This window comes from Thalassotalea marina (genome assembly GCF_014656435.1).
In the GTDB taxonomy this organism is placed as follows: domain Bacteria; phylum Pseudomonadota; class Gammaproteobacteria; order Enterobacterales; family Alteromonadaceae; genus Thalassotalea_C; species Thalassotalea_C marina.
The window spans coordinates 373,347-387,706 of the sequence record NZ_BNCK01000001.1; the positions used below are offsets into that span (position 1 = coordinate 373,347).

General features: G+C 41.7%; 11 protein-coding genes. All 11 read left to right on the top strand.

The annotated features are described in order from the left end of the window. Positions 1–7 precede the first annotated feature (7 nt). The 11 genes from murD (at position 8) to secA (ending at position 14,312) form a co-directional block, all read left to right on the top strand. On the top strand, positions 8–1,372 hold the full coding sequence (gene murD, locus IE199_RS01645; RefSeq protein ID WP_189766974.1) for a UDP-N-acetylmuramoyl-L-alanine--D-glutamate ligase: 1,365 nt from the start codon (positions 8–10) through the stop codon (positions 1,370–1,372). After that, positions 1,369–2,574, top strand: coding sequence for a cell division protein FtsW (gene ftsW, locus IE199_RS01650; protein WP_229854470.1), 1,206 nt, complete (start codon positions 1,369–1,371; stop codon positions 2,572–2,574). The genes murD and ftsW overlap by 4 nt, the downstream gene beginning before the upstream one ends. Next, on the top strand, positions 2,564–3,655 hold the full coding sequence (murG, locus tag IE199_RS01655; protein WP_189766975.1) for an undecaprenyldiphospho-muramoylpentapeptide beta-N-acetylglucosaminyltransferase: 1,092 nt from the start codon (positions 2,564–2,566) through the stop codon (positions 3,653–3,655). The genes ftsW and murG overlap by 11 nt, the downstream gene beginning before the upstream one ends. Before the next feature lie 8 nt (positions 3,656–3,663). Next, a complete protein-coding gene (gene murC / locus IE199_RS01660; RefSeq protein ID WP_373304753.1) occupies positions 3,664–5,109 on the top strand; it encodes a UDP-N-acetylmuramate--L-alanine ligase in 1,446 nt (481 codons plus the stop codon). Continuing rightward, positions 5,099–6,031: a D-alanine--D-alanine ligase gene (locus tag IE199_RS01665; protein ID WP_189766977.1), complete on the top strand. Its 933-nt coding sequence runs from the start codon at positions 5,099–5,101 to the stop codon at positions 6,029–6,031. Before murC ends, IE199_RS01665 begins: the two co-directional genes overlap by 11 nt. A gap of 2 nt (positions 6,032–6,033) precedes the next feature. After that, entirely contained in the window at positions 6,034–6,810 is a 777-nt protein-coding gene (locus IE199_RS01670; protein ID WP_189766978.1) for a cell division protein FtsQ/DivIB, read from the top strand. Positions 6,811–6,814: 4 nt separating this feature from the next. Beyond that, on the top strand, positions 6,815–8,050 hold the full coding sequence (ftsA, locus tag IE199_RS01675) for a cell division protein FtsA (protein ID WP_189766979.1): 1,236 nt from the start codon (positions 6,815–6,817) through the stop codon (positions 8,048–8,050). An 83-nt stretch (positions 8,051–8,133) separates the two neighbouring features. Then, a complete protein-coding gene (ftsZ, locus tag IE199_RS01680) occupies positions 8,134–9,303 on the top strand; it encodes a cell division protein FtsZ (protein ID WP_189766980.1) in 1,170 nt (389 codons plus the stop codon). A 160-nt stretch (positions 9,304–9,463) separates the two neighbouring features. Beyond that, complete coding sequence (gene lpxC, locus IE199_RS01685) at positions 9,464–10,381, top strand: UDP-3-O-acyl-N-acetylglucosamine deacetylase (RefSeq protein ID WP_189766981.1); 918 nt, start codon at positions 9,464–9,466, stop codon at positions 10,379–10,381. A gap of 274 nt (positions 10,382–10,655) precedes the next feature. After that, positions 10,656–11,519 carry a M23 family metallopeptidase gene (locus IE199_RS01690; RefSeq protein WP_229854471.1) on the top strand — a complete coding sequence of 288 codons (864 nt, stop codon included), beginning with the start codon at positions 10,656–10,658 and terminating at the stop codon, positions 11,517–11,519. 93 nt (positions 11,520–11,612) lie between these two features. Further along, a complete protein-coding gene (gene secA / locus IE199_RS01695) occupies positions 11,613–14,312 on the top strand; it encodes a preprotein translocase subunit SecA (RefSeq protein ID WP_189766983.1) in 2,700 nt (899 codons plus the stop codon). Positions 14,313–14,360: the final 48 nt, after the last annotated feature.

Below are 14,360 nucleotides of genomic sequence, written 5' to 3' on the forward strand. Positions count from 1 at the left end.
ATTAAATATGAACGTCGATTTTATCCAAACTTTCACCAACAAAAACATTGTCGTGTTAGGCGCAGGCTTAACCGGAATGTCGTGCGTGAAATTTTTGGATAAACACGGCTTAACTTGTGTTGTGATCGACAGTCGAGAAACACCGGTTGATGCGTCAGCTTTTGCCAAACAGTTTCCTAGTCAACAACTTAAAACTGGCCATTGGCATACGTCAATTTTGAACCGTGCTGACATTGTAATTACAAGCCCAGGCATTGATTTAGACGCCGAAGGTTTACGTAACGAGATACCATCAAGTGCTGATTTACTTGGTGATGTAGAACTTTTTTGTCGCTTAAATAACAAGCCAATAGTTGCCGTTACTGGTTCAAATGGTAAATCAACTGTGGTGAGTTTGCTGGCGCATGTTGCCGATAAATTAGGTAAACGAGCTGCACTGGTTGGTAACGTTGGTACGCCGGTATTAAGTCATGTCGAAGATGACGTTGATGTGTTTATCTTTGAGTTATCAAGCTTTCAACTCGAAACCTTATCAAGCATGCAAGCCAAAGTCGCTTGTGTACTTAATCTGAGTGATGATCATTTAGATCGACATAAAACCATTGAAAATTATCGCCAAATTAAGCAAAAAGTTTATTTGATGAGTGATATTGCCGTGGTTAATCGTCATGAACCTGAGCTATATCAGTCATTGGGGTTAAACGAAAAATCAACAATCTCGTTTGGCATTGATAAACCTAGCGCTGGCGATTTTGGCGTGATTAATGTCGACACTACGCCGATGTTAGCCTTTGGTGATAAGCCACTCATTGCATTGTCGGCGTTAACCTTGGCGGGCATGCACAACGTACTTAACTATGGCGCGGTATTGGCGTTAGGTCATGCACTTGATTGGCCACTAGACGCTATGGTTGAACACTTCTCGAGCTTTAATGGCTTAGCGCACCGCTGTCAGGTGATTGCATCAAATGATGGCCGTGTTTGGATTAATGATTCTAAAGCTACCAATGTTGGTGCAACTTTGGCGGCGCTTGAAGGTATTGGCTTAACAAAAGGTAGTGCCAAATTAGCCCTAATTGCTGGTGGTGAAGGTAAGGGTGCTGACTTTACGCCGCTACAATCAGTATTTGAACATACCGTAGCGCACTTGATTACTTTAGGTAAAGATGGTGAGCAATTGGCTCAGTTATCAAAAAATGCTGTACAAGTTAAGTCAATTGAAGAAGCGGTGTTAACTGCTCGCGAACTGACAAATGCTGGCGATATTATTTTATTGTCACCAGCTTGCGCCAGTATCGATATGTTTGCCAATTATATGGCAAGAGGCGACGCTTTTGCGGCTGCCGTTAGTTCATTAGGGGAAGGTCAGTGATGCAAGCGATGACACAACTTTCTCTATTAAAATTTAATAAATGGCTTGAACAGACGCCACGAGCGAATGCGACTTTTGACCGCAGCTATATATTACTCGCTGCCGCAATGTACGCCATTGGCCTGATCATGGTGATGAGCTCATCAATGCCTGTGGCTGAACGTCTGTTTGATAATCCATTTCACTTTTTTATCAGGCACAGTATCTACATTGTATTAAGCATCATTATTGGCATCGCAGTGATGCAGATCCCTATGTCTAAGTGGCATCAATACAGTGGGCCATTGCTGTTGTCTGCCATCTTTTTACTTTTATTAGTGTTGGTTGTAGGACGCACCGTAAATGGCTCTACTCGCTGGATTGTTATTGGCCCGATTACCGTGCAAGCAGCTGAACCGGCTAAGTTGTACTTTTTTAGTTATTTAGCCGCTTACATGGTCAGACGTCGTGATGAAGTCATGGAAAACTTTAAGGGCTTTATTAAACCTTTGGTGGTTTTTGGTGTTTTGGCGCTGCTTTTATTACTGCAACCTGATTTAGGTACGGTTGTGGTGATGTTTGTTACCACCTTTGGATTGTTATTTTTAGCTGGCGCAAAGCTTTGGCAATTTATCGGCATTGCATTAACTGGTTTATCTGCAATTGCCGCGCTGGCATATTTTTCTCCGTATCGCTGGGCTCGTGTTACCAGCTTTTTAGATCCTTGGGCTGATCCATTTGGTAGTGGTTATCAATTAACACAATCTTTAATGGCTTACGGCCGAGGTGAAGTTTTTGGGCAGGGCTTAGGCAACAGTATTCAGAAGCTGGAATATTTACCTGAGGCTCATACCGATTTTGTTATGGCTATTTTAGCTGAAGAAATGGGTTTTGTTGGCATTGCTGTGGTATTGCTGCTGAGCATTACGTTAGTGATGAAGGCGCTATTATTAGGGCGTAAAGCACTACTAAAAGAAAAGTATTTTGAAGGTTTTTTTGCCTACGCTATCGGGATTTGGTTCAGTTTTCAAACAGCAGTAAATGTTGGCGCAAGCGCAGGTATAGTGCCAACCAAAGGTTTAACAATGCCCCTAATCAGTTCTGGTGGAAGTTCAATGATCATTATGACGATAGCCGTTGTAGTGCTCATGCGTATTGACCACGAAATTCGACTTCAAAGTTTACAAGCAACCAGTAAAGGAGGACGTAAAAATGACAAATAAGTCGTCGCGCACTTTATTGGTGATGGCAGGTGGTACTGGTGGGCATATTTTCCCAGGTATTGCAGTCGCTGAAAAATTAAAAGCTGAAGGCTGGCATATTCATTGGCTTGGCACAGCAAAACGTATGGAAGCCGAGATTGTGCCTGCTCATGGCTTTGATATTTCTTTTATTAATATCGCTGGCATGCGCAATAAAGGCTGGGTAGACCGTATCAAACTGCCGTTAAAGCTGGCGCAGTCGTTATGGCAGTCAATTCAAGTGATTCGCAAAGTAAACCCTGATGTGGTTTTAGGTATGGGTGGATATGCCAGTGCCCCAGGTGGTGTTGCAGCTTGGTTGTGTGGAAAGCCATTAGTATTACATGAACAAAATGCCGTAGCGGGTATGAGTAACCGTTATTTGGCAAAAATTGCGTCTAAAGTGCTGTGTGCATTTCCGGGCGCTTTTAAAGATAAAGTTGAGGCGGAGGTTGTTGGGAATCCGTTACGCCAAAACATAGTGTCGCTAGAGCAAAAAATACCTGAGCAACCAAGTGCCAGTAAAAAGGTACTGGTCGTTGGTGGTAGTTTAGGCGCAAAAGTATTAAACGATACCGTGCCGCAAGCTATTCGCCAGATCAAATTGCAAAATATTCAGGTATGGCACCAAACCGGTAAAGGGCATTTACAAGATGTAGAAGCACTTTATCAACAATATGAAGTAGATAAAAACAACGTAAAGGTAACAGAATTTATCGACGACATGGCCGCAGCCTACGATTGGGCTGACGTGGTGATATGTCGTGCAGGTGCGCTTACTGTTTCGGAATTGGCTATGGCAGCAAAACCCGCCATTTTTGTTCCTTTACCACACGCGGTCGATGACCACCAAACCAAAAACGCTATGTATTTGGTTGATAGGAAAGCAGCAAAATTAATGCTGCAGAGAGAATTAAATGGAACAAGCCTCGCACAGATGCTCAACAGTCTTTTTGTTTCTGATGCGGTTGTGAAATCGATGGCTAAAGCTGCGCATGACGCAGCTCATGCCGATGCAACTGCCCGTGTTGCCAGCACTTGTGAGGCGCTTGTTCGAAAATGAGTAAACATATGATTGACAAAAATTCATCTCCAGTTCGAGTGCCAGAAATGCGCAGAGTGAAAAGCATTCACTTTGTCGGTATTGGTGGTGCCGGAATGGGCGGCATTGCCGAAGTATTGTTAAATGAAGGGTACCAAATCACAGGTTCTGACATTGGCGAAAATCAAGTGGTTAAACGCTTGAGAACCTTGGGTGCGCAAATCGCTATAGGTCATGATGCTGCCAATATTGGGCAGGCTAGCGTTATTGTTGTTTCAACGGCAATAGACCAAAATAACCCTGAAATTATTAAAGCGCGTGAATTACGCATTCCAATTGTTAGACGTGCCGAAATGTTGGCTGAGCTGATGCGCTTTAGGCACGGGGTAGCGATTGCTGGTACTCACGGTAAAACGACTACAACAAGTTTAATCGCCAGTATTTTTGGTGAGGCAAAACTTGATCCGACCTTTGTTATTGGTGGCTTGTTAAACAGTGCTGGCACCAACGCTCGCTTAGGCTCTAGCCGATACCTTATCGCTGAAGCCGATGAAAGTGATGCGTCATTTTTGCACTTACAGCCTATGGTTGCCGTTGTGACAAATATTGATGAAGATCACATGGAAACCTACCAAGGTGATTTTGAAAAGTTAAAAGACACTTACATTGATTTTCTTCATAACTTGCCTTTTTACGGTTTGGCGGTGGTGTGTATCGACAACCCTGTTATTCGTGAAATCCTACCAAGAATTGGCCGTCAAGTGATCACTTATGGTTTTTCGCAAGACGCAGACGTTGTTGCAACTAACTATCAACAAAGTGGCGGTGTTAGTTACTTTACCGTAGAGCGTCAAGGACAGCCGGTATTGGACTTAAGTGTTAACTTACCGGGGCAACACAATGTACTCAATGCCCTAGCGGGTATCGCAGTTGCGACCGACGAGGGTGTTGACGATTCAGCTATTGAAAAAGCTCTAGCATCGTTTGCAGGTATTGGTCGACGTTTTGAACAGTTGGCTGACCTAAAAACAGATAGCGGCAACATGGTATTGGTTGATGACTATGGTCATCATCCAAGAGAAGTAGCTGCCACCATTAAAGCGATGCGCAATGGTTGGCCTGAAAAGCGTTTAGTGATGGTATTCCAACCTCATCGTTATTCACGTACGCGTGATTTGTATGAAGATTTTGTTGATGTGTTATCTGACGTTGACGTGTTGTTCCTGCTTGATGTCTATGCCGCAGGTGAAACTGTAATTCCTGGGGCTGATAGTAAAAGTTTAGCCCGCAGTATTAGGCAGCGTGGTCAGGTTGAGCCTATTTATGTGAATGACCAAGAAAAACTCGCTGAGCTGTTAGCTGCGCAATTGCAAGACCAAGACATGGTGATCACTCAAGGTGCGGGCAATATTGGCGCTTTAGCTAGAACATTAGCAAATCACTCATTACTGGGAGGCTGCGGCGATGACAAATAAAATTAGCCATATCGCTGTGCTTTATGGCGGTGAATCAGCTGAGCGTGAAGTTTCACTGAGATCAGGTGCTGCGGTAGCAAACGGGCTTGAACAAGCTGGATTTACCGTAAGCCTTATCGACACAAAAGGCTACTGTCTGTCTGAACTTGCCCAATTAAAACCAGATTTAGTGTTTATTGCACTGCATGGTCGTGGTGGTGAAGATGGCTGCGTGCAAGGTGCTCTTGAATATTTAGATATCCCTTATACTGGCTCAGGCGTACTTGGTTCAGCACTTTCAATGGACAAAATCCGTTCAAAACAAGTGATGCTAGCAGCAGGTATTCCTACGGCTCCATTTGCCATTGTACGCAAACAAGAGTTTAACACACTAGATTGCGAAGCGCTGCTAAGCCAATTACATGGCAAAGTGATGGTTAAACCGTCTCATGAAGGTTCAAGTGTTGGTATGTCAATGGCTGACAGTCCAGAGAGCTTAAAACAAAGTATTGAACAAGCATTTGTTTTTGATGATGAAGTATTACTTGAAGCTTGGATCACCGGCCCAGAATTTACGGTATCTATTTTAGGTGACGAGGCGCTCGCTGCAATTCGCATGGAAACGCCTAACGCTTTTTATGATTACCAAGCCAAATATCAATCAACAGAAACCGTTTATCACTGTCCTGCCGGTTTATCTGATGAAGATGAACAAGCATTGCGAGCATTAGCGTTACAAGCATTTGCTGCGACAGGCGCCTCTATTTGGGGACGGGTCGATGTTATGCGTGATGAAAATCAACAATGGCAAGTTTTAGAAGTAAACACTGTGCCGGGGATGACGGAAACTTCGTTAGTGCCAAAAGCGGCAAAAGAGCGCGGTTTATCCTTCGTACAGTTGGTGAGCAAAATTGTTGAACTCAGTGATGGGAGTAACAATTAGCCATGACAGCAACTGCTAAAAATAACACACAAAATACACAACAAGCGCAAGTTCATTGGAGCTTTTGGCTTGGTGTGGGATTTTTTGTGTCTGTTATTTTTGCACTGTGCTTTATGGCTTGGCTTTTAGTTGAGAAAGTATCAGCCCAAGAATCAACACCTGTTACCTCTGTATCTATTCGTGGAGACATGCCGTATACCAAGCAAGGTGACATCGAACGAGCGATTGAAAATGTTAACTTAGGCAACTTCTTTCAGTTAGATGTCAATAAGATTCAGGCGCAAGTGGCTGAATTACCTTGGGTGTACTCAGTGTCTGTGCGTAAGCAATGGCCAAGTGAATTGCAAATTTATGTGGTAGATCAGGTGCCGGTCGCTTACTGGAATGGTGACTTTTTAATCAATGAAAACGGTGATGCTTTTCAAGCTCAGCAATCGCGTATTACTAAAAGTTTACCCGCATTTTTTGGCCCAGAAGGCAGTGAAAAAACAGCACTAGAAAATTATAGCAATCTGAATAAGTTGTTGAGCTTTTCTAACTTAGGTATTGCCGAGTTGGTGTTAACTGAGCGCTATTCTTGGCAGTTAACACTTGACGACGGTGTGATGTTAAATCTTGGTCGAGAAGACAGAGTAAAGCGTATTCAACGATTTTTAGATGTGTACTCAGAAATAAAAAGTCATAGCAAAGAAGAGCAAGAAGTAAATTATGTCGATTTGCGTTATGACACAGGATTAGCCGTAGGCTGGAAATCAAAACATGAAAAAGAAAGAGTGTAACTGAATGGTCAAAGTTACTGATAGAAATTTAGTTGTTGGCTTAGATATTGGTACGTCTAAGATCTCTGTCGCTGTCGGTGAAATTACTCCTGACAATGCATTAAGCATAGTGGGTGTAGGTAATCAACCTGCCAGAGGCATGGATAAAGGTGGCGTAAATGACTTAAACCTGGTTATACAGTCTATTCAGCGAGCAATCAACGAAGCAGAGTTGATGGCTGATTGTAATATTACATCAGTCTATTTGGGCATTTCAGGTAAACATATTAGTTGTCAAAATGAGAACGGTATGGTGCCAATTAATGACCAAGAAGTCACTCAAGAAGACGTTGATAACGTTATTCATACCGCTCGTTCAGTGCCGATTTCTGCAGAACGACGCATGTTGCATGTATTACCACAAGAATACTCAATTGACTGTCAAGACGGCATTAAAAGCCCTATCGGAATGTCAGGTGTACGTATGGAAGCTAAAGTCCATATCGTTACCTGTGCAAATGATATGGCAAAAAACATTGTCAAGTGTGTTGAGCGCTGTGATGTTAAAGCCGATCAGTTAATTTTCTCGGCATTGGCATCAAGTTACGGCGTGGTCACTGAAGATGAGAAAGAATTGGGGATATGTATTGTTGATATTGGTGCAGGCACCATGGATATCGCCGTATTCACAGGGGGCGCCTTGCGTCACACAGCTGTGATTCCAGTCGCTGGAAACCAAGTAACGAGTGATATCGCAAAAATATTTAGAACACCACTGAGCCATGCTGAAGATATCAAAGTGCAATACGCTTGTGCGCTGCGCCAAATGGTGAGTATGGAAGAGAATATTGAAGTGCCTAGTGTTGGTGGCAGGGCTGCTCGTTCAATGTCTCGTCACACGTTAGCTGAAGTAGTAGAACCTAGGTATCAGGAATTGTTTGAACTGATTCAAGAAGAGCTGCGCCAAAGTGGCTTAGAAGATCAAATCGCAGCGGGTTATGTTTTAACGGGCGGCACGTCAAAAATGGAAGGCGTGGTTGAGTTTGCTGAAGAGGTTTTCCAAATGCCTGTTCGTGTGGCTGCTCCACTTGGCGTTGAAGGTCTTAAAGAATATGTCAATGACCCTAGCTATGCGACCGTTGTTGGTTTATTGCAATATGGCATGAAAGCTACAGAGCAAAACCAGCAAGAAGAAAAAGCAAAAGAAAATACACCAAGTGTTGGCTCAAGAGTGCTGGCTTGGTTTAAAGGTGAGTTTTAATTGGTTATTGATATTTCAGTAGCCCAAACAAATTTATGTAAAACGTTTTGGTGGAACAAAACATAATAATCGGAGAGAAAATAATGTTTGAATTGATGGAAGATCATAACGAAGAAGCAGTGATTAAAGTCATTGGTGTTGGTGGCGGTGGCGGTAACGCTGTTGAACACATGGTAACTCAAACCATTGAAGGTGTTGAGTTCATTACAGCCAATACTGACTCGCAAGCGCTGAGAAATTCTTCAGCCAATGTAACGTTACAAATTGGTGGTGATGTAACTAAAGGTCTTGGTGCTGGTGCAAACCCAGAAATTGGGCGCCGCAGTGCTGAAGAAGATCGCGATACGATTCGTGAAACGCTACAAGGCGCTGATATGGTGTTCATTGCTGCTGGTATGGGCGGTGGTACAGGTACCGGTGCTGCGCCAGTGGTGGCTGAAGTGGCAAAAGAGCTTGGCATTTTAACCGTTGCTGTTGTGACGAAGCCTTTCCCGTTTGAAGGTAAAAAGCGTATGAATTACGCAGACCAAGGCATCGAGTTTTTATCTAAAAATGTTGATTCTTTGATCACGATTCCAAACGAGAAACTGTTAAAAGTATTAGGCCCAGGTACATCTTTACTAGATGCATTTAAAGCGGCCAACAATGTTTTATTAGGCGCGGTACAAGGTATTGCGGAACTAATTACTCGTCCAGGACTCATAAATGTGGATTTTGCCGATGTTCGCACCGTAATGTCTGAAATGGGAACGGCAATGATGGGGTCAGGTATTGCATCAGGTGAAGACAGAGCAGAAGAGGCAGCAGAAGCTGCAATTTCAAGCCCGTTATTAGAAGATGTAGACTTAGCTGGTGCACGTGGCATTTTAGTAAATATTACTGCGGGTATGGACATCTCTATTGATGAATTTGAAACCGTGGGTAATGCAGTTAAAGCGTTTGCCTCTGAAAATGCGACTGTGGTAGTCGGTGCCGTGATTGACCCTGAAATGTCAGATGAATTACGTGTAACAGTTGTTGCAACGGGTATTGGCGCTGAGCGTAAACCGGATATTACTTTGGTTAACCCTGCACCTGTGATGGAGCCTATTGCTGTAGGTCAAGAGTTTGTCTCTAATCCACAGCCTGAAGCACGTGCACAAACTGCGGCAATGCCAGAAGCAAATGCTCAAGCTAAAACGCAAAAAGTACAAGCGGCAGCATTAGACGATTACTTAGATATTCCTGCATTTTTAAGAAAACAAGCAGACTAAATCTAAGGCATATTGTTGCTCAAATTGGCAATAGTTATGGATAATTCAGCTTATTTAGGCTGAGATTTTGATTTGTTTGGGCTTTTTTGCTATATTATGCGGCCGCTAAAATTCGGCGGTGCTCGTAATACAGTAAATAAAGGGCTTAAGAAGGCTATTTATGATTAAACAACGTACAATTAAAGATAGTGTGTCAGCAGTTGGTGTTGGTTTACACAAAGGCAAAAAGGTGCAGCTCACTCTCCGTCCTGCGCCAGCAAATACAGGTATTGTATTTCGCCGTGTAGATTTAGACCCCGTGGTTGATATTAAAGCAACACCTGAGGCTGTTGGTGAAACCACTATGTGTACTTGTTTAGTGAATGAACAAGGTGTGAAGATTTCCACCGTCGAGCACTTGTTAGCTGCTGTTGCAGGCATGGGAATTGACAACTTAATTATTGATGTTGATTCTCATGAAATTCCAATTATGGATGGTAGTTCATTGCCTTTCGTTTATTTGATTCAATCAGTAGGTATTGAATCATTAAACGCAGCCAAGCGTTTTATCCGTATCAAACAACCAATTCGTGTTGAAGAAGGTGATAAGTGGGCAGAAGTTAGACCTTACGAAGGCTTCAAAGTTAACTTTGCTATTGATTTTAATCACCCGGTTATTGCTAACACGAGTCAACAAATGAGCATGGATTTATCATCTTGTTCATTTATTAAAGAAATTAGTCGTGCAAGAACATTTGGTTTTGTTCGTGATATTGAATTATTACGTTCACACAATTTAGCATTGGGTGGTAGCTTAGAAAACGCTATCGTTCTAGATGACTACAATATGTTGAATAAAGACGGCCTTCGTTATGATGACGAGTTTGTGAAACACAAAATATTAGACGCGATTGGCGATCTTTATATGTGTGGTCACAGCATGTTAGCTGAGTTAAATGCTTATAAGTCTGGCCATGGCTTAAATAATCTACTTCTAAGAGAAGTGTTTAAGCAAAAAGATGCTTGGGAATGGGTAACTTATGAAGATACTCAACAAGCTCCAATTGAATTCCAAGAAGCTAGCTTAGCGAATTACTAAAAGTTGAAACCGGACACTTCGTCCGGTTTTTTCATTTATATAATTATAATAAATAAATCAATAGGTTATTTTGCTTTGCCCCATAAGCCATTTGAAATTGTTGAAAATGGTGTTTGTTAGGCTGGCAGGTCGGTGCAAGATTGTCGTACAATGCTTGCCTCTTATAGAAATTGATAAACGTTAAATGATGCTGTCTAGCAGGTATAACGTACTGAAAACGTAATAAATAATGAGTTTAACACTACTGTATCGCGGAAAAAATGTAAGGTTTCAAATGAAGCTAAATAAGTTTCATTGGCTGTCTGCGCTTGGTGTTTTTGCTATTATTTCTGGTTTTATCGTCTATTTAATTATGTCTTCTGGTGCTACACCAGTTAATGGAACGTTTGCAGAAGCTAGAGTCAATGCAAACTCGGAATCAAGTGAGCAAGCTGACAGTAGTAAGCAGCAAGTGATAGCGCTCACCATGAAACTGGCAGAATTACAAAGCCAAGTATTAAGATTAAATGCCTTAGGAGATAGGTTAGCTGAAGAGGCAAAAATTCCGGAAAATGAATTTAATCTTACAGAGCTTCCACCTCAAGGTGGCCCCATTAATCAAACCCAATCAAGCCAAAAGAAAACCCTTGCCGAACTACTACTAGCGATTGAAGAATTAGAAAATTCGATCTCCATTGAAGAAAAACAACTTAATTTGCTTGAATCTCTTACCTTGGGTCACCATATAGAAAATACCAGCTATTTATCTGGTCGCCCGATCAAAAAAGGTTGGTTATCGTCGTATTTTGGTACACGAAAAGATCCATTTACCGGTAGACCCGCTATGCATAAGGGGGTTGATTTTGCAGGTAAGGAAGGAGCTGAAGTTATAGCAACAGCTGCTGGTGTAGTTACTTGGTCAGGCGACAGATATGGTTATGGTCAATTAGTTGAAATTGATCATGGCAAAGGGTTTAAAACCCGTTATGGACATAATAAAAAATTGCTCGTGCAAGTTGGGGATGTTGTTAATAAAGGACAAGCCATAGCACGCATGGGAAGTACTGGTAGGTCTACTGGGCCACATGTACACTATGAAATTTTGCGAAACAATACACAAATCAATCCGATTAAATACGTGTACCGTAAAGCAAAGTAGTTAGGTTTTTATTAATAAACTGGTGATCGGCGCTGCCGGTCACTTTTATTTTTAGTAGCTGAAGAATTTTCTTCTAACAATGGTTTAAACAAGATGTTTGTAAGTTTATTGACAAAATTGTTTGGTAGTCGAAATGACAGATTGATCAAACAAATGCGCAAAGAAGTCTCAAAAATAAATGCGCTAGAGCCTGTCATTGAGGCATTAAGTGACGAAGAGTTAAAAGGAAAGACCGCCGAGTTTAAAGAGCGTTTGTCCAATAACGAAACCATTGAAGCCATATTACCAGAAGCATTTGCTGTTGTACGTGAAGCCAGTAAACGTGTTTTTGGTATGCGCCACTTTGATGTACAAATGATCGGCGGTATGGTGCTAAATCAAGGCAAGATCGCTGAAATGAGAACGGGTGAAGGTAAAACGTTAACAGCAACCTTACCTTCATACTTAAATGCCTTAACAGGCAAAGGTGTCCATGTCGTAACGGTAAATGATTACCTTGCTAAGCGTGATGCTGATTGGTCTCGCCCTTTATTTGAATTTTTAGGCATGACGGTTGGATGTAATATTCCAGGCTTGTCGCATCCTGAAAAGAAAGAAGCTTATGAAGCTGACGTGACTTACGGGACCAACAATGAGTTTGGTTTTGATTACTTGCGCGATAATATGGCGTTTTCAGCTGAAGAACGTGTACAGCGTCCATTAAATTTTGCTGTTGTGGATGAAGTTGACTCAATCTTAATTGATGAAGCACGTACTCCTCTTATTATTTCAGGTGCTGCAGAAGATAGCTCTGAACTATACAAAGCCATCAATACCATCATTCCTTCTTTAGAAGTACAAAGTGAAGAAGATAAAGATGAAGAAACGGGACAATCAGCTGACTTTGTTGAGGGTGACTTCACCATCGATGAAAAAGCAAAACAAATTTATTTAACTGAGCGCGGACAAGTTCGCATCGAAGAAATCTTAACTGAAAAAGGTTTGATCGAAGAAGGCGACTCGTTATTCTCTGCAAGCAATATTACATTGTTGCACCATGTTATGGCGGCTTTAAGAGCGCATAAACTATTCCAAAAAGACGTTGATTACATCGTTAAAGACGGCGAAATCGTTATCGTTGATGAGCATACTGGCCGTACAATGGAAGGTCGTCGTTGGTCTGAAGGTTTACACCAAGCTGTTGAAGCTAAAGAAGGCGTAAATATTCAAAATGAAAACCAAACGTTAGCGTCTATTACTTTCCAAAATTACTTCCGTATTTACACAAAACTTTCTGGTATGACAGGTACTGCTGATACAGAAGCTTTTGAGTTTAATCATATCTATGGCTTGGAAACAGTTGTTATTCCAACTAACCGCGACATGATCAGAAATGATATGGCAGATCTTATTTATCTGACAGCGGAAGAGAAATTTGAAGCAATTTTAGAAGATATCAAAGGTTGTGTAGAACGTGGTCAACCAGTATTAGTCGGTACTATTAGCATTGAAACCTCTGAGTTTTTATCAAACTATTTGAAAAAAGCTAAGATTAAACACAAAGTATTGAATGCCAAGTTCCATGAACAAGAAGCTGAAATCGTTGCCGAAGCAGGTAAAGTTGGTGCTGTAACAATTGCAACTAACATGGCTGGTCGTGGTACGGATATCGTGTTGGGTGGTAACTTAGATGCTGCTATTGCCAAATTAAATAACCCTAACGAAGAGCAAATAGCCAAAGCAAAAGAAGAGTGGAAAGCTGAACACGATAAAGTTATTGAATTAGGTGGCTTACATATCGTAGCAACTGAGCGACATGAGTCTCGCCGTATCGATAACCAACTACGTGGTCGTTCTGGTCGTCAAGGTGACCCAGGCTCAACTCGCTTTTATCTTTCAATGGAAGATGGCTTGATGCGTATTTTTGCCTCGGAACGTATTACTAACATGATGCGTAAGTTGGGTATGGAACGTGGTGAAGCTATTGAACATCCTTGGGTTACTAAGAGTATTGAAAACGCACAGCGCAAAGTTGAAGGTCGTAATTTCGATATTCGTAAGCAGCTATTAGAATACGATGACGTAGCAAATGATCAACGTAAAGTTATCTATGAACAACGTAATGAATTGATGGATGAGTCAGACATCAAAGAAGTAGTGACAGCTATTCGTTCAGATGTTGTAGCAAGCGTTATCGACCAACACATTCCTCGCCAATCAATGGAAGAAATGTGGGATATTCCTGGTTTAGAAGAGCGTATAAAGGGCGATTTCAACATTGAAATGCCAATTGCTCAATGGCTAGAAGAAGATAAAGGCTTACACGAAGAAACATTACGTGAAAAAATCCAGGATATCATTGAACAAGAATATCAAGCTAAAGAAGATATGGTAGGTGCAGATGTGCTTCGCCAATTCGAAAAAGCAGTTATGTTACAAACATTAGATTCATTGTGGAAAGAGCATCTAGCTGCTATGGATCACTTGCGTCAAGGCATTGGTTTACGAGGTTATGCACAAAAGAACCCTAAACAAGAATACAAGCGTGAGTCGTTCGAGTTATTTTCTCAAATGCTGGATAACTTAAAACATGAAGTGATCGGTATTTTAAGTAAAGTACGCATTCAAGCAGAGTCAGATGTTGAGGCTGTTGAAGAGCAACATCGTAAAGCTGATGAAACACCTAAGCAATATACACATGAATCTGCTATTGATAATACAGAGCCAAACGAGATGCCTCGTGTTGGACGAAATGATCCATGTCCGTGTGGCTCAGGTAAGAAATATAAACAGTGTCACGGTAAACTAAGTTAACACTGGTTTTCGTTGTTTGATTTGAGAATGCCAATCAATAGATTGGCA